General features: G+C 60.0%; 21 protein-coding genes, 1 tRNA gene and 1 pseudogene. 13 read left to right on the forward strand and 10 right to left on the reverse strand.

What is annotated here, in order from left to right; genetic code table 11:
* Nucleotides 1–41: 41 nt before the first annotated feature.
* Nucleotides 42–857, reverse strand: a complete 816-nt coding sequence (locus MJ8_RS02420) for an ABC transporter ATP-binding protein (protein WP_318528201.1) — start codon at nucleotides 855–857, stop codon at nucleotides 42–44.
* Nucleotides 858–1,067: 210 nt separating this feature from the next.
* On the opposite strand from MJ8_RS02420, the gene MJ8_RS02425 reads away from it, so the two are divergent.
* The 4 genes from MJ8_RS02425 to MJ8_RS02440 all read left to right on the forward strand — a co-directional run bounded on the left by MJ8_RS02425 (nucleotide 1,068) and on the right by MJ8_RS02440 (nucleotide 5,065).
* On the forward strand, nucleotides 1,068–1,940 hold the full coding sequence (locus MJ8_RS02425) for a dimethylarginine dimethylaminohydrolase family protein (protein ID WP_201412918.1): 873 nt from the start codon (nucleotides 1,068–1,070) through the stop codon (nucleotides 1,938–1,940).
* Nucleotides 1,910–2,584, forward strand: a complete 675-nt coding sequence (locus MJ8_RS02430; protein ID WP_225248107.1) for a TetR family transcriptional regulator C-terminal domain-containing protein — start codon at nucleotides 1,910–1,912, stop codon at nucleotides 2,582–2,584. Before MJ8_RS02425 ends, MJ8_RS02430 begins: the two co-directional genes overlap by 31 nt.
* Nucleotides 2,581–4,161, forward strand: a complete 1,581-nt coding sequence (locus MJ8_RS02435; protein ID WP_201412919.1) for a 5-guanidino-2-oxopentanoate decarboxylase — start codon at nucleotides 2,581–2,583, stop codon at nucleotides 4,159–4,161. Before MJ8_RS02430 ends, MJ8_RS02435 begins: the two co-directional genes overlap by 4 nt.
* Nucleotides 4,162–4,357: 196 nt before the next feature.
* Entirely contained in the window at nucleotides 4,358–5,065 is a 708-nt protein-coding gene (locus tag MJ8_RS02440) for an SDR family NAD(P)-dependent oxidoreductase (RefSeq protein ID WP_201412920.1), read from the forward strand.
* A 138-nt stretch (nucleotides 5,066–5,203) separates the two neighbouring features.
* On the opposite strand, the gene rpsA is transcribed toward MJ8_RS02440, so the two are convergent.
* The 4 genes and pseudogenes from rpsA to aroA form a co-directional block, all read right to left on the reverse strand.
* A complete protein-coding gene (gene rpsA, locus MJ8_RS02445) occupies nucleotides 5,204–6,901 on the reverse strand; it encodes a 30S ribosomal protein S1 (RefSeq protein WP_040993565.1) in 1,698 nt (565 codons plus the stop codon).
* A 195-nt stretch (nucleotides 6,902–7,096) separates the two neighbouring features.
* A complete protein-coding gene (cmk, locus tag MJ8_RS02450) occupies nucleotides 7,097–7,747 on the reverse strand; it encodes a (d)CMP kinase (RefSeq protein WP_201412921.1) in 651 nt (216 codons plus the stop codon).
* Nucleotides 7,748–7,825: 78 nt separating this feature from the next.
* Nucleotides 7,826–8,056 (reverse strand): annotated as a pseudogene (locus MJ8_RS32695) (DUF6881 domain-containing protein); the annotation flags it as partial.
* A complete protein-coding gene (gene aroA, locus MJ8_RS02455; RefSeq protein ID WP_201412922.1) occupies nucleotides 8,053–9,411 on the reverse strand; it encodes a 3-phosphoshikimate 1-carboxyvinyltransferase in 1,359 nt (452 codons plus the stop codon). The gene aroA and the pseudogene MJ8_RS32695, both read right to left, overlap by 4 nt.
* A gap of 194 nt (nucleotides 9,412–9,605) precedes the next feature.
* Here aroA and MJ8_RS02460 point away from each other — a divergent pair, with 194 nt between their 5' ends.
* The 6 genes from MJ8_RS02460 (at nucleotide 9,606) to MJ8_RS02485 (ending at nucleotide 13,971) form a co-directional block, all read left to right on the forward strand.
* Nucleotides 9,606–9,998 carry a TIGR02300 family protein gene (locus MJ8_RS02460; RefSeq protein WP_201412923.1) on the forward strand — a complete coding sequence of 131 codons (393 nt, stop codon included), beginning with the start codon at nucleotides 9,606–9,608 and terminating at the stop codon, nucleotides 9,996–9,998.
* Between the two features lie 164 nt (nucleotides 9,999–10,162).
* Nucleotides 10,163–10,238, forward strand: a tRNA-Ala gene (locus tag MJ8_RS02465).
* Between the two features lie 93 nt (nucleotides 10,239–10,331).
* Nucleotides 10,332–12,074 (forward strand): site-specific integrase, encoded by a 1,743-nt coding sequence (locus MJ8_RS02470; protein WP_201412924.1) that lies wholly within the window; start codon nucleotides 10,332–10,334, stop codon nucleotides 12,072–12,074.
* 151 nt (nucleotides 12,075–12,225) lie between these two features.
* Nucleotides 12,226–12,432, forward strand: coding sequence for a helix-turn-helix transcriptional regulator (locus MJ8_RS32700; RefSeq protein WP_201412925.1), 207 nt, complete (start codon nucleotides 12,226–12,228; stop codon nucleotides 12,430–12,432).
* Nucleotides 12,433–12,554: 122 nt separating this feature from the next.
* Nucleotides 12,555–13,397, forward strand: coding sequence for a hypothetical protein (locus tag MJ8_RS02480; RefSeq protein WP_201412926.1), 843 nt, complete (start codon nucleotides 12,555–12,557; stop codon nucleotides 13,395–13,397).
* A 133-nt stretch (nucleotides 13,398–13,530) separates the two neighbouring features.
* Nucleotides 13,531–13,971 (forward strand): hypothetical protein, encoded by a 441-nt coding sequence (locus MJ8_RS02485; RefSeq protein WP_201412927.1) that lies wholly within the window; start codon nucleotides 13,531–13,533, stop codon nucleotides 13,969–13,971.
* Nucleotides 13,972–14,274: 303 nt separating this feature from the next.
* Here the strand turns inward: MJ8_RS02485 and MJ8_RS02490 are convergent, their stop codons facing one another.
* The 3 genes from MJ8_RS02490 to MJ8_RS02500 all read right to left on the reverse strand — a co-directional run bounded on the left by MJ8_RS02490 (nucleotide 14,275) and on the right by MJ8_RS02500 (nucleotide 16,481).
* Nucleotides 14,275–15,198 (reverse strand): competence protein CoiA family protein, encoded by a 924-nt coding sequence (locus MJ8_RS02490; protein WP_201412928.1) that lies wholly within the window; start codon nucleotides 15,196–15,198, stop codon nucleotides 14,275–14,277.
* A gap of 144 nt (nucleotides 15,199–15,342) precedes the next feature.
* Nucleotides 15,343–15,750: a hypothetical protein gene (locus tag MJ8_RS02495; RefSeq protein ID WP_201412929.1), complete on the reverse strand. Its 408-nt coding sequence runs from the start codon at nucleotides 15,748–15,750 to the stop codon at nucleotides 15,343–15,345.
* 26 nt (nucleotides 15,751–15,776) lie between these two features.
* Nucleotides 15,777–16,481 carry a hypothetical protein gene (locus MJ8_RS02500; RefSeq protein WP_201412930.1) on the reverse strand — a complete coding sequence of 235 codons (705 nt, stop codon included), beginning with the start codon at nucleotides 16,479–16,481 and terminating at the stop codon, nucleotides 15,777–15,779.
* Between the two features lie 162 nt (nucleotides 16,482–16,643).
* Here MJ8_RS02500 and MJ8_RS02505 point away from each other — a divergent pair, with 162 nt between their 5' ends.
* The 3 genes from MJ8_RS02505 (at nucleotide 16,644) to MJ8_RS02515 (ending at nucleotide 20,312) form a co-directional block, all read left to right on the forward strand.
* On the forward strand, nucleotides 16,644–17,723 hold the full coding sequence (locus tag MJ8_RS02505) for a hypothetical protein (protein WP_201412931.1): 1,080 nt from the start codon (nucleotides 16,644–16,646) through the stop codon (nucleotides 17,721–17,723).
* Complete coding sequence (locus tag MJ8_RS02510; RefSeq protein ID WP_201412932.1) at nucleotides 17,716–18,741, forward strand: site-specific integrase; 1,026 nt, start codon at nucleotides 17,716–17,718, stop codon at nucleotides 18,739–18,741. Before MJ8_RS02505 ends, MJ8_RS02510 begins: the two co-directional genes overlap by 8 nt.
* Nucleotides 18,742–18,935: 194 nt before the next feature.
* Nucleotides 18,936–20,312 carry an anti-phage deoxyguanosine triphosphatase gene (locus tag MJ8_RS02515; protein ID WP_201412933.1) on the forward strand — a complete coding sequence of 459 codons (1,377 nt, stop codon included), beginning with the start codon at nucleotides 18,936–18,938 and terminating at the stop codon, nucleotides 20,310–20,312.
* A 21-nt stretch (nucleotides 20,313–20,333) separates the two neighbouring features.
* Here MJ8_RS02515 and MJ8_RS02520 read toward each other — a convergent pair whose 3' ends face one another.
* Both MJ8_RS02520 and MJ8_RS02525 read right to left on the reverse strand, forming a co-directional pair.
* Nucleotides 20,334–20,933, reverse strand: a complete 600-nt coding sequence (locus tag MJ8_RS02520) for a GTP cyclohydrolase II (RefSeq protein ID WP_201412934.1) — start codon at nucleotides 20,931–20,933, stop codon at nucleotides 20,334–20,336.
* Nucleotides 20,920–21,435 carry a DUF4231 domain-containing protein gene (locus tag MJ8_RS02525; RefSeq protein WP_201412935.1) on the reverse strand — a complete coding sequence of 172 codons (516 nt, stop codon included), beginning with the start codon at nucleotides 21,433–21,435 and terminating at the stop codon, nucleotides 20,920–20,922. Before MJ8_RS02525 ends, MJ8_RS02520 begins: the two co-directional genes overlap by 14 nt.
* Between the last annotated feature and the right edge of the window lie 116 nt (nucleotides 21,436–21,551).

The following is a 21,551-nucleotide window of genomic DNA, read 5'->3' on the forward strand; positions in this document are numbered from 1 at the left end:
TGTTGTTGTTCCCGGTTTTTCGCTCCGCTTGATGCCGGCTCCTAGCCGACATTGCGGAGGAATTGTTTGAGCCTTTCGGATTTGGGCGCGCCGAACAGCTGTTCCGGCGGACCTTCCTCCTCGACCAGCCCGTTGTAGAGATAGACGACATGCGTCGCGACCTCGCGGGCGAACTTCATTTCATGCGTCACCAGCACCATGGTGCGCCCCTCGCGCGCCAGGTCGCCGATCACTTTCAGCACTTCGCCGACCAGTTCCGGATCGAGCGCCGACGTCGGCTCGTCGAACAGCATGACGCGCGGATTGATCGCCAGCGCCCTGGCGATGGCGGCGCGCTGCTGTTGCCCGCCGGACAGGAAGGCCGGATAGACGTCGCGCTTCTCGGCCAGCCCGACGCGGGCAAGCAGCTTCTCGGCCTGCGCGATCGCCTCGTCGCGCTTGACGCCCAGCACATGCACCGGAACCTCGATGACGTTCTCGATCAGCGTCATGTGGCTCCACAGGTTGAAACTCTGGAACACCATGCCGAGCTTGGAGCGTATCCGCTCGATCTGCCTGCGGTCGGCCGGAACGGTGTGGCCGTGGCTGTCGGCCTTGAGCTTGATCTCCTCGCCATTGACGCGGATGATGCCGCTGGTCGGATTTTCCAGGCAGTTGATGCAGCGCAGCAGCGTCGATTTCCCGGAGCCGGAGCCGCCGATGATGGCGACCACCTCGCCGTCGCGCGCCGACAGCGAAACTCCCTTCAGCACGTGCAACTGGCCGAATTTTTTATGCAGGTTCTCGACGTGGATAGCTTCGGCGGCGCTGCTTTGCGCCTCGCCGGATCGGACTTCGGCGGTTCCTGCCGCGCTCACCGGGTGCCCTCAATATGGCCGACGACAGGTCGTCGAAGGTCTATCCGGCTAATCAACATACGCTGTCCTGCCCACTCCAGACTTCAGCATGGACCCGGCAGCGCGAGCCCGTCAATCCCGCTCATTACGGCACTTGCGGCGTTGTTGTGCAAGTGTATAAATAGCCCTTCATGAAATTTTTTCGCTTTTTTTCATCTTAGAAGGGCATCGATGAGCGCTTTCGGATCACAGTCCATGGCGGCGCCGTTGCGGCGTGTGCTGATGCGTTCGGCGGCCAACGCCATGCGCGACGCCGACAGGGCAGCCTGGCACTATGGCCCCGGGTTCAACCCGGCGAAGGCAGCCGCGCAGCATGCGGCCCTCGCCGAGCTGGTGGCGGCTTCCGGCGCCGAGATCGAGTGGATCGAGGACAGGCCCGACGGTCTCGCGGATTCGGTGTTCACGCATGATCCGTCGCTGATGACCGACCGTGGCGCGCTGATCCTGTCGATGGGCAAGCCGTTGCGCGCCAAGGAGCCTTCGCTGCATGAGGAAACCTACAAAAGGCTGGGCATTCCGATCCTTGGCCGCGTCGAAGCGCCCGGCCAGGTCGAAGGTGGCGACTGTGTGTGGGTGGATGCCCGCACGCTGGCGATCGGGCGCGGCGTGCGCACCAACCAGGAAGGCATCCAACAGGTAGCCAACCTGCTGACGCCGCTCGGCATTTCCGTCTATGGCTTCGACCTGCCGCTGTGGCAGGGCGAAGAAGCGTGCCTGCATCTGATGTCGGTGATCAGCCCGCTGGCAGACGACCTCGCGCTGGTCTATTCGCCGCTTCTGCCGGCCCCGTTCTACCAGATGCTGAAGGCGCGCGGCATTCGCCTCGTCGAAGGTGACCCGCAAGAGTTCGCCGCCTCCAACGGCCTCAGCCTGAACGTGCTGCCGACCAGTCCGTTGAAGGTCATCGCCGTGGCCGGCTTCCCTAGGACCAAGGCCGCGATGGAAGCCGCCGGCTGCACGGTCGAAATCTTCGAGGCGGACGCGCTCTGCATCGCCTGCGAAGGCGGTCCGACATGCCTGACGCGGCCGATCCTGCGCCAATGAATGCGCCGTCCCGTCGCAAGTTCCGCCGCGAGGGTGAGGAGCGGCGGCGGCAGGATCTCATCGATGCCACCTTGGACAGCGTGGCCGAACATGGCCTCGAAGGCGCAACCGTGCGCACCATCGCCCTGCGCGCCGGCGTCACCGCCGGGCTGATCCGCCACTATTTCCCCGGCAAGGAAGACTTGCTGCAGGAAGCCTATGCGGCGTTGATGGGCCGCATGACCGAGCAGGCGAAAGCGGCCTTGGCCATGGAAGATGCCTCGCCGCGCCAACGCCTCGCGGCTTTCGTCACCGCCAATCTCAATGCGCCGATCATCGACCAGCGGGTGTTCTCGCTGTGGGCGACCTTCATCGGCCGCGCCGGCGCGGATCCGACGCTCGCCCGCGCCCACCGCGAAGGCTATCTCGGCTTTCGCAACGAGGTGGAGGCCGTCGTGGCCGAAGTGCTTGCCGCCGAGCAGCGCAAGCCGGACGCGGCCGAACTTCGGCACCATGCCATCGCGATCAACGCGATCATCGACGGGCTCTGGGTCGAGGGCTGCCTGGCCGGCGAGATGTTCTCGCCCGGCGAATTGGCGGCGATCGGCATCAAAGCCATAGAAGCCGAGCTCGGACTTGCGCCGGAACAGGGAGAAGACCAATGACCACCATCGGCGAAGCGCTGATCACTTTGCTCGAAGCGCATGGCGTCGACACCGTCTTCGGCATTCCGGGCGTGCATACGGTCGAGCTCTATCGTGGCCTGGCGCGCTCGAGGATCCGCCATGTCACGCCGCGCCACGAGCAGGGCGCCGGCTTCATGGCCGACGGTTATGCGCGCGCCGGCGGCCGGCCGGGCGTCGCCTTCGTCATCACCGGGCCGGGGCTGACCAACACCATCACCGCCATGGGCCAGGCGCGCGCCGATTCGGTGCCGATGCTGGTCATCTCCGGCGTCAACGCCACCGATACGCTGGGCAAGGGCCTGGGCTTCCTGCATGAGCTGCCCGACCAGCGCGGCATGATGGAAAAGGTGGCGCTGTCTTCCGAGCGCATCACCGAGGTCGAACAATTGCCGGCCGCGCTCGCCCGCGCCTTCGCGCTCTTCTCGTCGGCGCGGCCGGGTCCGGTGCATATCGAGATTCCCACCGATGTCATGGTCAAGCCTGCAGACGGCATCGCGGCGGCGCTGAGCAATGCCGCGCCGCCGGCGCCGGACGCCGCTGCGGTCGCCGAAGCGGCGAAGTTGATCAAGGCCGCCAGCCGCCCGCTGATCCTTTCCGGCGGCGGCGCCAGGAAGGCCGATGCGGCGCTGCGGCGCCTGGCCGAGACGCTCGGCGCGCCCGTCGTCGAGACCGCCAATGCGCGCGGCCTCCTGCATGGCCATCCGCTTTGCGTGCCGGCGAGCCCCAGCCTGAACGCCGTGCGTGCGCTGATGGCGGACGCCGACGTGGTGATCGCCGCCGGCACCGAATTCGGCCCCACCGACTATGACGGCTATGGCGACGGCGGCTTCGTGTTGCCGAAGAATCTGATCCGCATCGATATCGGCGCCGACCAGATCGCGCGCCGGCCCGTCAAGGTCGGCATCCAGGCGGATTGCTCCGAAGGCGTCGAGGCTTTGCTGTCGGCGATCGGGCCGGGCCGCCCCGCAGCCCAGGAAGGGGAAGCCCGCGCGGCCGCCGCGCGTAAGGCCGCGCTGGCCGAGCTGCGGCCCGAATACCTGGCGCAGGTTCGCGCCGTGGAGACGATCCGCGACGCGCTGCCGGGCGCCATCATCGTCGGCGATTCAACCCAGCCGATCTATGCCGCCAACCTCTATTACGACCACGACCGTCCCGGCGGCTGGTTCAACGCCGCGACCGGCTTCGGAGCGTTGGGCTACGGTCCGCCGGCGGCAATCGGCGCAGCGCTTGCCGTGCCGGAGGCGCCGGTGGTGTGTCTCACCGGCGACGGCGGCTTCCAGTTCACCCTGCCGGAGATCGGCGCGGCGCTCGATGCCGGGACGCCGGTGATCTTCGTCGTCTGGAACAATCGCGGCTATCGCGAGATCGAAACCTCGATGCTCGATGTCGGGGTCGAGCCGGTCGGTGTCTCGCCGGCGCCGCCGGATTTCTGCAAGCTCGCCGAGGCCTATGGCATCGAGGCCGAGCGCCTGACCGGGGCCGGCGGTCTTGCCGAAGCGCTGAAGCGCGCGCGGGCGGCGGCCAGGCCGCGCGTGATCGAGATCACCGTCGACTGAAGCTGGCGCGACCGCTGCTCGGCCCTGCCGGCGTGCTGGCGATTGGCGTCGCCCGCGACGGTCCGACGCATGCAAAGACGCTGCGCCAGCCATGTCGATATTTCAATTGAGTGACAGCGCGAAAGGCGCGACGTTCGAGCCTGGGGCGGCATAACCCAAGATATAATCATAAAAAAATGACAGGAGCGGTCTAAGTATGACGGAAACGCTGAATGGCAGGCATGTCGTCGTGACGGGCGGCACTGGGGCGCTCGGCGGCGCGGTTGTCGGCAGGTTGCTGGAGCAAGGCGCGATCTGCCACGTGCCCAACGCCCACGCGGCGGCCCCGCCGCATTTTCCTTACGCGGCCCATGCCAGCGTGCATCTGGCGCATAATGTAGACCTGTCGGATTCGGCCAAGGTCGAGGCCTTCTACCATCAGGTGCCTGCGCTCTGGGCCTCGATCCACCTTGCCGGCGGCTTCACCATGGCGCCGGTCGAGAAGATCGAGTCGGCCTCCTTCGCCGAGATGATGGACACCAACGCCCGTACGGCCTTCCTGTGCAGCCGCGCCGCGGTGCGCTCGATGCTGGCCTCCAGCACGGCCGGCCGCATCGTCAACGTCACCGCGCGGGCGGCGCTGGAACCGCGCAAAGGTTCGGGCATGGTCGCGTATACGGCGAGCAAGGCGGCGGTGGCGGCAATGACGGTGGCGATGGCCGAAGAGTTGAAGCACAAGGGCATCCTGGTCAATGCTGTGGCCCCCTCGACGCTCGACACGCAGGCCAACCGCGACAGCATGCCGGACGCCGATTTCAGCAAATGGGTCAGCCTCGAGGCCGCCGCCGAAGCGATCGCCTATCTCGCCTCGCCCGCCAACCAGGCCATGAGCGGCACGCTGGTTCCGCTTTACGGTCGGGCCTGACGGCTATCTCTTTTGTTTACGCAATTCCGGACGGAAAACCGCTGACATTTTTCCTGGATTGCCGGTAGCCCAACCAAAAGAAAAACCCCGCCGGATCGCTCCGGCGGGGTTTTTGTTGTTCGGGTCGAAGGCCTTGGCTTAGTTGCCCTGCTTCTTCAGCGCCGCGCCCAGGATGTCGCCGAGCGACGCGCCGGAGTCGGTCGAGCCGTACTGGGCGACCGCTTCCTTCTCCTCGGCGATTTCCAGCGCCTTGATCGAGACCTGCAGCTTACGGGTCTTCTTGTCGAAGGCGATGACGCGGGCATCGACCTTCTGGCCGACGGTGAAGCGCTCGGGGCGCTGCTCGTCGCGGTCGCGCGAAAGGTCGGAGCGCTTGATGAAGGTCTCGAGGCCGCTGTCGACCAGCCGCACGTCCAGACCGCCATCCTTCACGCCGATGACCTCGCAGGTCACGACGGCGTTCTTGCGCAGCTCGCCGCTGCTCGCCGCCTCGCCGACCGTGTCACGGGCCAGCTGCTTGATGCCGAGCGAGATACGCTCCTTCTCGATGTCGACGTCGAGCACCTGCGCCTTGACCATGTCGCCGCGATTGTACTCTTCGATGACCTGCTCGCCCGGACGGGTCCAGTCGAGGTCGGACAGGTGCACCATGCCGTCCACGTCGCCTTCCAGGCCGATGAACAGGCCGAACTCGGTCTTGTTCTTGACCTCGCCCTCGACCTGGCTGCCGACCGGATGGTTGCGAGCGAAGGCTTCCCACGGGTTCTCCAGCGTCTGCTTGAGGCCGAGCGAGATGCGGCGCTTGGCCGGATCGACCTCGAGCACCACCACGTCGACTTCCTGGGTCGTCGACAGGATCTTGCCGGGGTGCACGTTCTTCTTCGTCCACGACATTTCCGAAACGTGGATGAGGCCCTCGATGCCCGGCTCCAACTCGACGAACGCGCCGTAGTCGGTGATGTTGGTGACTGTGCCCTTGATCTTCTTGCCGATCGGGAACTTGGTGCCGATATCCGACCACGGATCCGACTCGAGCTGCTTCATGCCGAGCGAGATGCGGTGGGTTTCCTGGTTGATGCGGATGATCTGCACCTTGACCGTCTGGCCGATGTTGAGGATCTCGGTCGGATGGTTGACGCGGCGCCATGCCATGTCGGTGACATGCAGCAGGCCGTCGATGCCGCCGAGGTCGACGAACGCACCGTAATCGGTGATGTTCTTGACCACGCCTTCCACCACCTGGCCTTCCTCGAGGTTCTGCACGATTTCCGAACGCTGTTCGGCGCGGCTCTCCTCGAGCACGGTGCGGCGCGACACCACGATGTTGCCGCGGCGGCGATCCATCTTGAGGATCTCGAAGGGCTGCGGGTTGTGCATCAGCGGGGTGACGTCGCGGATCGGACGGATATCGACCTGGCTGCGCGGCAGGAACGCCACGGCGCCGTCGAGGTCGACGGTGAAGCCGCCCTTGACCTGGTTGAAGATGACGCCTTCGACGCGCTCGCCCTTGGTGAACTTCTCCTCGAGGCGCACCCAGCTCTCCTCGCGGCGTGCCTTCTCGCGCGACAGCATGGCTTCGCCAAGCGCGTTCTCGATGCGCTCGACATAGACCTCGACGGTGTCGCCGACCTTGAGGGAGGAGTCCTTGCCCTTGGCGCCGAATTCCTTCAGCGGCACGCGGCCTTCGACCTTGAGGCCGACATCGATGATGGCCATGTCCTTTTCGATCGCGGTGATCGTGCCCCGGACAACCTGGCCCTCGCCGGAATGGCCGGCGGTGAATGATTCTTCGAGCATGCTCGCGAAATCGTCGCGAGACGGATTAGCAGCTGACATTGTTTCTCCTGGAATGCTCCGGCTTTTCGCGGAGCGGGCGCCGTGGGTTAGCGTTGCGTGAGCCTGCCGGCGTTCCGGGCTGAAGAGCCCTTGGCCACATATTTGAGTGGCAAGTCCGGCGCATGAAGAATGCTGGCAGGCTGGTTCGTGCCCGATATGGGTATTTTCGCCGCCCGAGGCAACCGAAAAGCCCGATCAGGCCTCGTTTCTCTTGGCAAGGACCTCGTCAACGATCGCCATCGCCGCCAGAAACGCGGCCTCTATAGCCATTTCGCTGGTATCAAGCAAGTGCGCGTCCGCCGCCGGCTTCAAGGGCGAGTCGGCGCGGCCCATGTCGCGCTCGTCGCGGCGCTCGATGTCGGCGAGGATCGTGGCGAAATCGGCGCTGCCGCCCATGCTCTCGATCTCGGCCAGCCGGCGCTTCGCCCGCACCTCGGCGCTTGCCGTGACATAGAGCTTGATGTCGGCGTCGGGGCACACCACGGTGCCGATGTCGCGGCCGTCGAGCACCGCGCCAGGCGGCGCCTTGGCGAACTCGCGCTGCTTTTCGACCAGGATGCGCCGGACGGTGGGAATGACCGCGACCTTCGAGGCCGCCTCGCCCACCGCATGCGCAGACAGCACCGTCCGGTCGAGGTTCGAAAGATCGACCTGCCGCGCCGCGGTTTCGGCGGCCGAGACGTTGTCGAGCGGCAGGCCGAGCTCCAGGAGCTTGTGGGCGACGGCGCGATAGGTGAGGCCGGTGTCGAGCAGGTTCAACCGATAGTGATCGGAGAGCCGGCGGGCGAGCGTGCCCTTGCCTGCCCCGGCGGGACCGTCGATGGCGATCGTGAGGCCTTTCGTCATTCGAACCCTCGATGCAAGCGCTTTCTTCCACTGATGCTCGAACTCGGCAGCTGTAACCTCCGATGCCTCGAACTGGCTGTCCGAATTGATCTCACCTAGGTCAGGGAAGGCTTCGCTGGAATTCTCGGTCCCCCCGACCTTAATATCGTCCGAGCCGTCGATGGCGTTGCCGCGAATTGCATAGCCCGCAGCACCATCAGCATAGAACTCTATGGTCCGATTCTGAAAGTTATCGCCGGCAATTTCGTACCAGAGATGGGACGGCTCCTCCGGTGTGTCATGCTTCCAATGGACGTGGACGTATCTCACTCGATCTCCGCGCCCAGCCCCTTCATCAGCCCCATGAATTCCGGAAAGCTCGTCGCGATCATGTTTGCGTCGTCGATCGTCACCGGCTTCTCGGTGGCCAGGCCCATGACGAGGAAGCTCATGGCGATGCGGTGGTCGAGATGCGTCTTCACCACCGTATCGTGACCGTTAGGATGCGCGCCCAACCCCTTGCCGCCCGGCTTGCCGCGCACCGCAAGCGATGCCTCGCCCTCGGTGCAGTCGACGCCGTTGAGCTTGAGCCCGTTGGCCACCGCCGACAGCCGGTCGGATTCCTTGACGCGCAATTCCTCGAGGCCCTGCATCAGCGTCTCGCCCTCGGCGAAGCTCGCCGCAACCGCCAGCACCGGATATTCATCGATCATCGACGGCGCGCGTTCGGGCGGCACGACGACGCCTTTGAGCTCCGAGGAGCGCACGCGCAGGTCGGCGACATCCTCGCCGCCGGCACTGCGCGGATTGAGGATGTCGATGCGCCCGCCCATTTCCTGCAGCGTCAGCAGCAGGCCGGTGCGCGTCGGGTTCATCAGCACGTTCTCGATGACGATGTCGGAACCCGGCACGATGAGCGCCGCCACCAGGGGGAAGCCGGCCGACGAAGGATCGCCCGGCACGGCGATCGTCTGCCCCGTCAGCTTGCCCTGACCCTCGATGAAGATGTGTCGGACGCCGCGCTCGTCGGTCTCGACGGTCAGGTTGGCGCCAAAACCCTTCAGCATCTTTTCGGTATGGTCGCGCGTCATCACCGGCTCGATCACGGTGGTGATGCCGGGCGTATTGAGGCCGGCAAGCAGCACCGCCGACTTCACCTGGGCCGACGCCATCGGCACGCGATAGGTGATCGGCGCGGCATGCTTCGGGCCGCGCAACGTGATCGGCATGCGGTCGCCGGGTGCTGCCTTCAGCACCTGCACGCCCATCTGGCGCAGCGGGTCGAGCACCCGGCCCATCGGCCGGCCCGAGAGCGACGCGTCGCCGATGAAGGTCGTCTCCATGTCATAGGTGCCGACGAGGCCCATGGTGAGGCGCGAGCCGGTGCCGGCATTGCCGAAATCGAGGGGGCCTTCCGGCTCGAGCAGCGCGCCGTTGCCGGTGCCGCGGATCACCCATTCGGCGCCCCTCTTCTCGATATGCGCGCCCATCGCCTTCATGGCGGCGCCCGTGCGCATCACGTCCTCGCCCTCGAGCAGGCCGGTGATGCGCGTCTCGCCGGAGGCGAGGCCGCCGAACATGAAGGAGCGGTGCGAGATCGATTTGTCGCCCGGCACCCGCGCGGTGCCGGCCAGCGCTGGGGATTTGCGGGCCGTGGCTGGTTTAGCGGCGGCGGAATGAGACATTTTGTCGTCCAAATGAAATGCCGGCTGGCCGGCCTAGTTCGTCATGATGCGGCGGTCTCGTATCACGGCGCGCGGCAATGGTCATCCCCTTGGCGCAAGCCTTTGAAAAGCTGGTTTCGGGCACATGTCTTTTGGCTTTGACAGCGCCCAAAACTGCGGTTAAGGGGACCATTCTTTTATTGACGAGGCCTGACGTGGCAAAAGCTGAACTTGGCACCAAACGTATCGACCCTGAGACGGGACGGAAATTCTACGACCTGAACAAGGACCCGATCGTCTCGCCTTATACCGGCAAGAGCTATCCGCGCTCCTATTTCGAGGAAGGTAAGATTTCCGCCCTCGAGGAGGATGAGGAAGTCGCCGACAAGGAAGTCGACGCCGAGGACGAAGAAGGCGCCGAACTCGTTTCGCTGGAAGATGCCGACGAGGAGACCAAGGGCGGCGCCGATGATCTTCCCGATCTCGGCGACGATGAGGATGTGGATCTCGGCGACGATGACGACGACACCTTCCTCGCCGACGAAGAGGAAGAGGATGACGACGTCTCCGACATGATCGGCGTCGGCGACGACGAGGACGAGGTCTGATTCCGATCGTTTGCCGGCCATTTTCGCCTGTGACGAAAAAGCGGTCTTTGAAGGCTTGATCTTGACCGAAGGCGGCGCTAGAAGCCGCCAGCACTAAACGACGGCGCGGTCCCAACCGCGCCGGATCTCTTCGCCGGAAACGGCGCCGGCTGACTGCCGGGAGTGGGGCCATAGCTCAGTTGGGAGAGCGCTTGAATGGCATTCAAGAGGTCGTCGGTTCGATTCCGATTGGCTCCACCAAACAGTCCTCTAAGCAGCTGTAACGCTTAGAAAATAGCGAATTCAACGTCTTACATCTCCCGTCTGCATCACTTTAGTGATACATTTTGGAGCATGAAAGACGTGTCCGACGCTCGCCTCCTGAACCGCAAAGGGGTTTGGTACTATCGGCGCGCGGTGCCGAAGCACCTCGTGGCCGCGATGGGCCGGCCCATCATCGTCCATTCGCTGCACACGAAGGATAAAAAACAAGCCAAGAAGCTCGTCGAAATCGAGAACGTAAAGTGGAGCGCGAAGTTCGCGTTGCTCCAAGCGGAGAAATCACAATCTCCACCTCAGTCTCCGAAGGCGCCACTCAGCGACCAGGAATTACTTGAACTCGTTCGAGCCTATGTTGCGAGCAATTCGCGACATTTCGAAGAGCGAGAGACGGCGACCCCAGCCACCACTGCAGAACGGAAAGATGCGGTCGAAAATATCGAACGCGATATCTCGATTTTGCGGGACCCGGACGACTTCCGAGCCGATGAATGGATCGGCGCGATAGGCGACAAATTGCTAGTCGGAGCGGGGCAAGATCCCAAGTCGGTGTCGAGCACGATCAACGGCCGGTTTGCCGAAGTGGTTCGGCGTGGACTGCTCGAATTGGGCCGACGTAAGCTGGCACATTACCAGGATGATCTCGGCAAGAACTTTTTCGATGTAGCGTTTGACCCCGCCCGTCCCAAGGCGCTTCGGTTCGAGCAATTGGCCAATCAGTACCAGACGATGCAGATCGAAGAGGCTGAAGCCAATGGTATGTCGGCCAAATGGCAGGACAAGATAAAAGCCCAGGTCGCTCTGGTGCGTGAGTTGATAGGGGACGATACGCCCGTCTCGTCTATCGACTACGATGTTTGCCTAAGGGCTCGCAGCCTTTTGGCAAAGACGCCTAGCAATCGAACGAAGCACTACCCTGGACTGGCCTTAGAGGAAGCTATCAAGAAGGGCGCGAAAGACGGCAAGCCCCTCCTGTCCCCGGTCACTCAGGCAACGTATTTGGATACGCTTCGCGGCATCCTTCAGTTGGCTGAACTCAAGCGCCTCCTACCTCATAACCCTGCCGCAACCATGCGACCACTTAAACGGGATGCCGACAAGGCAGAAGATAAGCGCGAGCCATTTGCGCTCGATCAAATCAAGGCATTCTTCACCGGGGCCTTCTACCAAAGCTGCGCACCGAACGCGGCGGTTCCGTATGCTAAGCCGGACCGCGAATGGCGCTACTGGCTGCCCTTGCTCAGCCTGTTCATGGGCATGCGTCCGAATGAGATTTGCCAAATGTTGCCCTCCGATTTGAAACGTTCAGCCAAGGGGACCTGGTTTGTCGATGTGGTCGCCTCTTATGACGACGACGATGACGGAACGGACCAGCCCGCAAAAACCCTGAAAACCTCTACGAGCAAAAGGAAATTACCTGTTCATCCAGAACTGATTGCACTCGGGTTTGTCGAGTTTGCCCAGGGCAAGCAGAAAGCCAAAGCCGAGCGTCTGTTCGGCGGCCTTAAGAAAGATATGTACGGGAACTGGGCGTCGTATTCATTGAAACGCTTCCGTGAAACCTTCTTGAAGGAAGCAATCGTCGTCGGGCCAAGACAGTCGTTCTATTCGCTCAGGCACAGTTTTCGCGACGCACTGCGCCGTAGCGAGGCTGGCCCCGATACTCTGAGGGCTCTCGGAGGGTGGGCCCAAGGAAGCTTGGCAAGCGATAGTTACGGCAACAACGCCGATCCTGATCTACACGTGGCGGCGATGGCGAAGGTGTCCTATCCCGGATTAGATTTAGCATTCCTGAGGCCGCCTCCGGCAGCCACCTGAGTAGTATCGCCGGAGAGCTCCAACCCCGAGTGTGCAAGCCAACTGAATTGGCGGTGACGGTACAACCTTGCGACCAAGGCCGCAGATGAACCTTGCCCACTGCGCCCTGGTTGTTCGATGGTTTCCTCTAAGATCATAAGGAGGCCTGAAGATGGATGAGCATTCCTCACCGAAAACCCTGCGAACTGTCGAAGCCGCTCGATACCTTGGCGTCACTCAATCGACCTTGGCCAAGTTGCGGATGCGTGGCGCAGGCCCTGCGTACTCGAAATTGAGCCAGCGCCTAATCGTCTATCGATCCTGCGACATCGATGATTGGCTAGCAAAGAGCAGGCGCATCTCCACCACCTCGGAATAGCCGTGTCGTTTCGTCGACGAAATTTCGTTGATTTTCTTGACGAGCGCGACAGGCACAGATGCCGGGCAAAGCCGCTAAATCGCGGCATTTAAGCCGATAAAACAAACCTGGATGTCGCGGTCATGAGTAAAAAGAAAACGTCGTGTCGCGCCCCCGAGAAAATCGGAAAAACTATTGACCCCAGGGTGATAATTGACTGCGAAACGCTTTCCAAGATGCAGTTGCGGAAACGCTACAGGCATGAGGCGAACACGCATCGAAATATGCTCACCCGGGAAAAAAGACATGGGGCGGTGATCCATCCCGATTTCCGCGAGTTTTCCAGTTTCCTACTACGGGTCGGGCCTGTCCCAGCGCTCGGCGCAACCCTAGACCGGATCGACAATGCGGACCCCGAATATGCCCCTGGGAAAGTGCGGTGGGCGGACAAGCGCACCCAGAGCAACAACAAGTCGGACACCCTGGTTTTCTATTATTCACGCACCAACGACACCTACACGGTTTTCCGGCTTGCTAAATTGCAAGGCGTCGCCCCCACCACGATCCGAAAGCGGAAGGAACGCGGTTGGTCCGATGACGAGATCATTGAGGGCAGGCGTGCTGCCCTGGCACCTCAGCAAGCACTCATGCCATCTCCCCGGACTGCATCTTCGCGCTGGGCTCGGGATATCGCCTTTCAGCGAATGGCCGAGAGGTATGCGAGCATGCGGGAAAATGGCGAGCCAGAAGAAGTGATTGCAACATACGAGTGTTTGATGGAGGAAATTCCCGAGCACTTTTCGTGTGTGACGCGGCAGCAATACGAGCGCAAATTCGCCAAGCTGTGGCCGCAACATCGACCGCACGTGATTTTCGATAAATTGCCTATCGTACAGCAACAACTGATAGAAAAGATCGATCCTGACTACGTGGCGAAAGTGAGGGCCAGGGAGAGTTTCTGCTATGCGGTGAAGGAGGATATTTAAATTGGATTGGGTAAGGTCCAGCAGGACCGGGACATGGCTTGTGAAGTTAATTGCATTTCGCCTACTCTGCGCTTGTCCCGTCTTCGTTATTGCCCGGCCGGGATGAACTCGCGGTCAATTGAAGTCGCATAAAATGGCCCTTGAGAAAGAATTCCACCCGGACATGCGCGATCTGCTCGCCGCAGTCGGCGAAGTGCTGTTGAAGTGGGGTTTTCTCGAACACGACATGGAGAAATGGCTTACCCGCGTCAGGGCCTTCCAACGGACTTCGTCGAGCGAGCGTGCCCCAATCGTCAAGTTGTGGCGGGATGCTGTTACATTGTCAGTCGCGAACGAAACTGATCCCCGAGCCTCGCTATTAGCCGACGTCCAGGAGGTGGCTTCGGTTCGGAACCACCTTGCACACGGGCTCTGGTCAGCCTCAGCAAACCCCTGGAGCGGAAAAGAGGCTGAGGTGGTATGCCGAGCACGCGATGGGACCTTCCGCAGCATAACCTTCTCCCAGCTTCGGGAAACGGAACAACGCCTACATTCCTTGCGGGAACGGGTGATGATGTTGGGAATGCACAACTGACGCAAAGGGTATTATGGACTAGCAAATCTCGCTGCCGAGCTTCCGACTATATGCACCCCAGGTTGCACTAGTCATTGAAAGAGCTCCAGCGACAAATTCGGGGACATGACCCTTGATGCTCAACCACCCGGATCAACAGACCCTGTTTCCGGGTAATAGCTTGCGACAATCAAGCACTTAGCTGTGAGGAGGTCGAACCAGCGGATATTCATCCAAGGCTGGTAGGATTGCGTGATTTTACGGATAACCGCATCGGCTTAGGGTGCTTGTAGCTGAGACTTTTGACGGAGACATTTTTGTCCCTTACGGTCCTTGCGGGTGAACACCCCAGCCGTCACGCGATCCTATGACCTCCTGCCAACCGTCAGACAGCTGCACCGGGAAAACGGCGATGGTTTTCGGCTCTGAGCACCACGCCTGATTTTCGAAAAAATCATCGACCAGGGCATCGCAGCTGGCGCAACCGTTGCTCAATCGGTTTCGTCCAAGAGGACGTACAAACCGAGGCTTGACGGCTCCCAGGGGTTCATTCGGAGGAAGCTTCTGAACGACTTTCATGACAATCTCATCTTGTAAGTCGAGAAGCGTTCGTTGAGACGAGTACGGTCCTACGGTTATCTCGATTGTCTTAATGGCCCAGGTAGGCGCACGGCACCACCGGCACCAAAGTTTCCGTGACTGAACGGTCACGGTTGCCGGCATGTCAGCCTCGATCCCGTAGCGAAAGCGGCGTTCGAATGCGGCCTGCAGGAAGGATGCAATCGGCATCTGCTGTCGCCAGTTCTTCGGGTCATCAAGGTCTCGCTTGTTCTGACGAGTTCCGTCAGGGATCCTGGCTTCAAAGCCATGCTGCTTGTCGCCCGCTATAAAGACAGCAGGGAGCGCCTTAGAGATCGGAAAGCCCACTCTCCGAAAAAGCCACAGACCGCGAACGCCGGATCGCCTGTAGCGTTCCTGTCGCCGCATTGTTTCTTCGACGCTCTGTGACGACCATTGGATTTCGACCGCGACACGATGATTGCCGTTTTCGGCGAGAACGTCTGCGCTCCACTCTTCACCGGTTGGCGACCGTCCTCGAACTTCGGTTGATACTGACCATCCGGCGTTTCGAGCAGCCTCGACCGCAAGTCCCTTGAGGCGAAGATGCTCTTCCGTCTCGGGCGCAGTGGTGCAAATTCCATGCGGCTGATGTGCAAAAAATTGCTGCCCGCGAGACGACACCTTCATTACCACATGAGCGGTGCAACACGGCATTCGAAGATTACGCAATCGTGCGTGCACGCTCCGTAGAGTTGCCCATTCCCGGCTATCTAGGGCGAATGCGTGAATGCTTTCGCCTTCAGCGCTGAGACAGCGGAGAGGCATGACACTTCACGCCGCCCCTGCCTTCGAAGGTCGCTTCTTCGCCCTGATTTCTCTGCGTAGTTGCTCGATCTCGCCGAACGTGTTGGCGATTTTGCTCCAGTTTTCCCTTCCGAGCCCAGAAAGCTTTCGCGTGTGAGATACGCCACTGTAGGCGCAGTTCCTCAAGGCAAGATATTCGTACTGGTTTTCAGCCAGCCATCGCCCATCCTTGGGCTCGGGAAAATCGACTTTCTTAATTGGCTGGACGCGGTAATTGGGTGAAGCTCCGCTACCTGTCAGCCCAACACATACGCAGGATGGGCCAAACAGTTTTTCGCAGTCGCGCAGACGGACCCAGACTTGACGGAGAAATTCCTCGGGCTGTTTCAGTCGCCCACTTTCCCACAAGTCTCTCAAGGTGGTGTGGTCGGACATCATGACACCCCTTAACCCTCCGGTGCTCATCTGGCCCGCAGCGCGCGTCCAATCGCTCGCCAGTCGGCTGTTATAGCTGCCACCCGCTCGCTATTTGTGGCGCTCAACAGACGGTTATTAATTCCCAGCTGTCCGGGGTGCGCAAGGGCGAAAATCTGCAGGTGGTTGTGTCGCACCGGCTTTCGCATATCGATCTGAGTTCGCCAGCTATTGTGTAGGCCGAGCCAACCCATAACCCCCTCAAACGCGCAGTCGCCGAGGCACCCTATCACTTTTAGTCTGGGCATTTTGGACAGCACGAATTCGAACACTGGCTTTGATGCTGATACACCCTTGCCCAACTTTCGGTTTCTATCCTTAAGGAAGAAGCAGGCGTTGCCGTAGAGGACCCCGCATTCCTTCGAAGCCTCCCCTTTCAATTCAACAGCGCGCCCAATCATGGTGAGCAAACCGCATAGATTGGAGTTAGTTTGCAACCCAATGTTATAGCGGCCGTCACCGTCGTTATGACGCCACGCTGCTTCCGGGCCGTAGTCCTCAAGCACGGCCTTAACAGCTGACGCAGGGGCGAAATCTTGGGCTAGAAGTAGCAAATCACCACTCCAATCCCCGCAAAGGGTTTCAGTTGCGAAAAGATGGGGACCTCTAATTCCCATCGCGAACGGATTTTCGAACCCTGATGGCGGCTCCAGTTCGCGTATCCTCTTGGGGATGCTCAGTCTCTTCGACATAGATTTCCTCCCCCATGACAACAGAAGACTGAATTGTACGAGCGATAGTCCAGTAAAAAAAGGAAAAATTCACGCAAAAAACTTGAAATTGCCTAACAATATCAATACGTTAATAGTGGGTCAGTTGTCACCTGCCTCCCTTTGAACCCAAAGAGGAAGGCAATGAACGGTCCCGATATTCTCGCCAGCCTACGCGCTAATCTGGCGCAACAGGTACAACACTACATTTCCCCTATTCCCGCCCCCCTGGATGTCTCACCCTGGCTAGCGATGGCCTTGCTGCAGAAAGCGATCCGTCGAGGGCATCACCCATTCGCATTGCAGGCTGCCGCCACACTGCTTCAGCTGTCCCCGGACAAGTTGTGGCGACGGGCCGTTTCGATAGCGTTCGAGGATATCGGGATCGCGGACCTCGAAATTGTCAGCCTTGTGACAGCGTCACTCGCGGGGAAGGCGTTCCGGGCAAAGATCGGCGGCGAATGGCTGGTCGCGAGCTACCTCGTCGAGCGTATGTGCCTTGCACCGAAATGCCGGAGCGCTGACGATCTGCTCATGCTCTCTGAACGGCACCCCGCGTATGAGCATCTTCGGCTAGGTCTTACATACGGGACGATCCCAGAACTGCTCGCGCTGGTGAGAAGCAATGCTCCATTGCCGAAACGTGCGCTGGCCCTGTGGTATGCCGTTGGCTCAGATCGTTGTCCGTCGCCACAACTGCGGACGAGAAAGGGCGCGCCTCAAACCGTCTTCGATGATCTTTGCGAAGCAGGTCATCCCCACACCCTGGTGGAGGTGGCGCGGGAAGGTTTTCGAAGAAGCGGGCAGGTCCTGTGCCCGTTCGTCGTTCTGCTTGCATCGCAGAAATCCGAGCAGCCGGCATTCATCGAGGACGACGATTTTCCTCCCGAAACCATGTGCGGATCGCTACCGAGTTGGGCGCTCGATGTTTATTCCCGCGAGGGGCAGCAGGCGCTGCGACGGTTCCTCGGGCGCAACTGCGACACGGCCCGTTGGGTCCGCAGCCATGTTCCGCCCGTGCAGCGGATCAAATTCCTAGGCGACATACTATTCGCAGTCGAGGGCGGGCTGTTGCGGAACCACTACCGATGGCCTCTGGCGGATGAATTGCGACGGTCATGGGCGATTGAATGCCAGGGCCCATTCTGCCCAGACGCGGGCGAAATCATGTCAATGCTGCGTATCGACATTCAACTCCTGAACGAGGAGCGCCAACATGTCTAAAAGCGATCTAACTCGTGATAATCCACTCTTATCGCAATCTAAAATTAACCAACGTGATCTCACGGCAGGCCGACAGCCGGCGGCGCAAGGGGACGCGCATGGTTGTGAAATTAACTTCACAAACGAGTTGTCAGAAAAGGTCGCGGAATACGTCGAGCAGGGATTGGCGGAGAATACAAGGCGCGCTTACGCAGCCGATCTCGCTCACTTCGAGGCCTGGGGCGGCAGCATCCCGGCAAACGATGTAACGGTTGCAAACTATCTTGCGGAACATGCGGAGACCTTAAGTGTCGCCACGCTTTGTCGACGTCTGGCAACGATCTCCAAGGCGCACACCGCAATGGGTTTGATCAGTCCGACACGGTCCGAGCTGGTGAGGTCGACCATTCGCGGCGTTAGGCGGAGCCTGGGCACCGCACAAGCTGAAGCCAAGCCCCTCCTTCGCGACGACCTATTCGCGGTACTGGAGCATACCGGCAACGACGTAAGAAGCATCAGAAATCGGGCATTGCTTCTAATCGGTTTCGCAGGTGGGTTCCGGCGATCAGAATTGGTTGGCCTCGACGTCGAAGACATCGAGCATGTCAGACAGGGCATCGTCGTCTCGTTGCGCCGATCCAAGACGGATCAGGAAGGCAACGGGCGCAAGATCGCGATCCCATTCGGACGAACGCGCTGGTGTCCCGTCACTGCTCTCGATCAATGGCTGTCGAGAGCGGCTATCGATGCCGGGCCAATATTCCTGGGTGTGAACCGCCACGGCCATGTCAGCAGACAGCGCCTGTCGGGTGAAGCCGTATCCCTGGTGATTAAGGAGTGCATAACGAACGCTGAAATCGAACCGCTCGGCTATTCCGGACATAGCCTCCGCGCTGGGTTCGCGACCAGCGCGGCAGCGGCAGGAGCATCAACCTGGAAGATCAGAGCACAGACGGGACATGCCAGTGACGCGATGCTGGCGAGGTACATTAGGAGCGGGGAAATGTTCACTGGCAATGCGGCAGGCACAATTTTGTGACGCATCCCTTTGACTAGACTAGCGTAGAGCTGATCGGCAAGCGCTAGGCGGTCTGCTACAGAATAATAAGAACTGTCGCGGGTTGATCCAACTCGGACTGTCCGATGCATCTTTCGTGACCGTGTCGTAGATCAGTTGTTTGGTAATGTTCCGGCGTTACACAGGTTGGAAATCCTTCACGCCAGGTGCCCAAAATGTTATCTGAGGACGATAAGAAAATACTGCCTGAGCTTACTCTTCGAGCCCCCTCGTTCGAAGAGCCAAAAAGCGACGCTGGTTTTGGTAAAGAAGCATTCGGGACCGACACTCGGGAGCCTTACCAGCACGATCTAGGGCGCATCGTCCATTCAGCATCATTTCGCCGCCTTCAAACGAAGACCCAAGTGATGGGTACTGGTGAAGGTGATTTTCACCGAACCCGCCTGACGCATTCGCTAGAGGTGGGGCAAATTGGTCGCGGCATCGTTTGGAATTTGTTGGCGAGACGGGGCTTTGGCCACGCCGACGCCCTACCGTCGTCAGAACTTATCGAAGCGATTTGCTACGCCCATGACTTAGGACATCCGCCGTTCGGCCACGGCGGTGAGCGTGCGCTCTATAAGGCAATGTTCAATTTTGGAGGGTTTGAAGGTAATGCACAGACCATCCGTATCCTCTCAAGGTTGGAGAAATACTATCGAGGAAACGGCATTGCGCCTACAAGGCGGCTCCTGCTGGGCGTTCTCAAATATCCAGTGGCGTTCGGGGAATATCCAGTCTACGACCTCAGGAAGCCACCCAAGTGCTTCTATGATAGCGATCTGGATCTGGTCGAAAACGTGTTGAACGTTTTCTCCCTCACGGACCGTCTGGAATTTCGGCGTTTGGGCTCTGGCAACAAGCCCATGCATAAGTCGCTGGACTGTTCCATTATGGAGTTGGCCGATGATATTGCATACGGGGTTCACGACTTAGAAGACGGTGTCGGCCGAGGAATTCTTCGCCGGGAGGAGATAGGCGGACCACTGGAGTATGGTTTCCGGGAGGCTGGCGTCAGCAAAATTCGCGAAGTGACGATACCGGTTCTCCTGGACAAGCTTTTTTCACCCGACGCTTGTGAGCGAAAGCATGCTATTTCGCTTCTCGTTGGTTTCTTTGTCGTTGCCATAGATGTTGCTGGGAAGGATGTCTTTCAGAGCCAGTTCCTCGACCTCAATGCCCAGGTTGAACCAAACATCCGATACCTGCTGAACTACCTGTCGAAAGACATTACGTTCAAATCTTTGGTGGGTCGGCGGGAGGTGCAAACGTTGGAGTTCAAGGGCGAGAAGATAATTGCCGACCTGTTTGCAGCTTTTGAGGAACGGCCTGTCGAGCTAATGGGTCTGAAAGCAATTGATCCTTACGGCGACGGCTTCGCCAGCGATGTGGTTGACCGAAAGAAGCGATGGCGCGAACTTCCGCCCAATGAGCGCGACACATTTGCAAGAGCAATCTCAGATTTCATCGCGGGGATGACCAATCCCTATGCGGAGAAATATCACCGTAGGCTATTCGATCCCGGATTTGGCAGCAGCACCGACGAACTCTGAGCTTCTTTGGTGCCCGTCGAGCTACGCATCTGTTCCGAAGCGCTTCATCATATGCCCGAGCTTTTCTGCCTTCGAACGCAAATAGGGCTCATTTTCAGGTGTCGGCTCACTTTCGTGACGGACGCGTTCGACTTCGATGCCTTGCAATTCAAGCCCCGAAACTTTCCTTGGGTTGTTCGTCAATAGTCTGCACTTTATGACACCAAAGTACCGCAAAACGTATGCCGCTCGCTCATATTCCCTCGGATCCAATGGCGATCCGAGCGCATGATAGGCTGCTGCGGTATCAAGTCCTTTCGTTGCAGTGAGGTTCATCCCTCGTATCTTGGTCAGCAGGCCGGCCCCACGTCCGTCACAAAGCATATAGATAAAAATCCCTCCGTCCCGCTGGATTTGAGACAGCGCGTTCTCCAACTGCCAATGGCAATCGCAATCGGTGCTCTCGAAAATCTCTCCCGTGTAACAGGCGCTTTGAACTCGTACGAGCGGCACTCTGCCGTCGAAGGGCGACACCATAACCAACACGTTGTCTTGCTCGTTCGGTGACCACGAAAAGACATATAGGTCGAACGTGCCGTATCTCGTATTCAGCGGCGATTTCGCGATCTCAGGCTGTTCCATCGTGACCTAGCTTCTCGGGTTGAGCCTCCGACTTCTTGGACAGAATGGCTTCCGGTTCGGGCACCAGTCCTTCCCACTGGTCATGCACCCAGCGACCAACAGCGGTAACCTTTCTGGCCAGAAGCTTCTCGGGTGCCGGATCACTCGCGAATTCACCGTCTTTGAAGTCGTAAGCAGCTTTTAGCTGTTCAAGCTCCCTCTGCGCACGCCTATAGATGACCCAGAGCTTCTGAGGTCTACGCAATTGTACCCAGCTTGTAAGTCCTGCTGCCGTAACTGATAGCAATGAAGGCAGCACCTTGGCCAAAAAGAAGCTCTCCGACAGGGTCACAAACAACGGTGCTACGAGCGTGCAGGCGATAATGGCCGCAAAGCACAATTGTGCCTCGCTCTTGTTGTGGTCTGCCTTCTCGCGCATTCCCCTTCGCATGGACGAGTAATAGGCTGCTGCATCCGTGAATGCGTCCTCTGGGATCGTTTTATCCTTCCTCGGCCACGCCATTACCTGCTCCCTTTGGTCGGCTCTACGAGGTCCACGTCTATAGCTTCAAAGTTCGAAGCCGGAAACCGATCAGCGTCACACGCGCGATAATCTCGTGCCTTGTTGGCAACGGTGCC

The organism is Mesorhizobium sp. J8, assembly GCF_016591715.1.
In the GTDB taxonomy this organism is placed as follows: Bacteria; Pseudomonadota; Alphaproteobacteria; order Rhizobiales; family Rhizobiaceae; genus Mesorhizobium.

Bases quoted from the DNA above. Each gene is read 5' to 3' on its own strand.
- MJ8_RS02425 (WP_201412918.1), top strand. From the start codon at position 1,068: ATGAGCGCTTTCGGATCACAGTCCATGGCGGCGCCGTTGCGGCGTGTG.
- MJ8_RS02430 (WP_225248107.1), top strand. From the start codon at position 1,910: ATGCCTGACGCGGCCGATCCTGCGCCAATGAATGCGCCGTCCCGTCGC.
- MJ8_RS02435 (WP_201412919.1), top strand. From the start codon at position 2,581: ATGACCACCATCGGCGAAGCGCTGATCACTTTGCTCGAAGCGCATGGC.
- MJ8_RS02440 (WP_201412920.1), top strand. From the start codon at position 4,358: ATGACGGAAACGCTGAATGGCAGGCATGTCGTCGTGACGGGCGGCACT.
- rpsA (WP_040993565.1), bottom strand. From the start codon at position 6,901: ATGTCAGCTGCTAATCCGTCTCGCGACGATTTCGCGAGCATGCTCGAA.
- cmk (WP_201412921.1), bottom strand. From the start codon at position 7,747: ATGACGAAAGGCCTCACGATCGCCATCGACGGTCCCGCCGGGGCAGGC.
- aroA (WP_201412922.1), bottom strand. From the start codon at position 9,411: ATGTCTCATTCCGCCGCCGCTAAACCAGCCACGGCCCGCAAATCCCCA.
- MJ8_RS02470 (WP_201412924.1), top strand. From the start codon at position 10,332: ATGAAAGACGTGTCCGACGCTCGCCTCCTGAACCGCAAAGGGGTTTGG.
- MJ8_RS32700 (WP_201412925.1), top strand. From the start codon at position 12,226: ATGGATGAGCATTCCTCACCGAAAACCCTGCGAACTGTCGAAGCCGCT.
- MJ8_RS02480 (WP_201412926.1), top strand. From the start codon at position 12,555: ATGAGTAAAAAGAAAACGTCGTGTCGCGCCCCCGAGAAAATCGGAAAA.
- MJ8_RS02485 (WP_201412927.1), top strand. From the start codon at position 13,531: ATGGCCCTTGAGAAAGAATTCCACCCGGACATGCGCGATCTGCTCGCC.
- MJ8_RS02490 (WP_201412928.1), bottom strand. From the start codon at position 15,198: ATGAAGGTGTCGTCTCGCGGGCAGCAATTTTTTGCACATCAGCCGCAT.
- MJ8_RS02495 (WP_201412929.1), bottom strand. From the start codon at position 15,750: ATGTCCGACCACACCACCTTGAGAGACTTGTGGGAAAGTGGGCGACTG.
- MJ8_RS02500 (WP_201412930.1), bottom strand. From the start codon at position 16,481: ATGTCGAAGAGACTGAGCATCCCCAAGAGGATACGCGAACTGGAGCCG.
- MJ8_RS02505 (WP_201412931.1), top strand. From the start codon at position 16,644: ATGAACGGTCCCGATATTCTCGCCAGCCTACGCGCTAATCTGGCGCAA.
- MJ8_RS02510 (WP_201412932.1), top strand. From the start codon at position 17,716: ATGTCTAAAAGCGATCTAACTCGTGATAATCCACTCTTATCGCAATCT.
- MJ8_RS02515 (WP_201412933.1), top strand. From the start codon at position 18,936: ATGTTATCTGAGGACGATAAGAAAATACTGCCTGAGCTTACTCTTCGA.
- MJ8_RS02520 (WP_201412934.1), bottom strand. From the start codon at position 20,933: ATGGAACAGCCTGAGATCGCGAAATCGCCGCTGAATACGAGATACGGC.
- MJ8_RS02525 (WP_201412935.1), bottom strand. From the start codon at position 21,435: ATGGCGTGGCCGAGGAAGGATAAAACGATCCCAGAGGACGCATTCACG.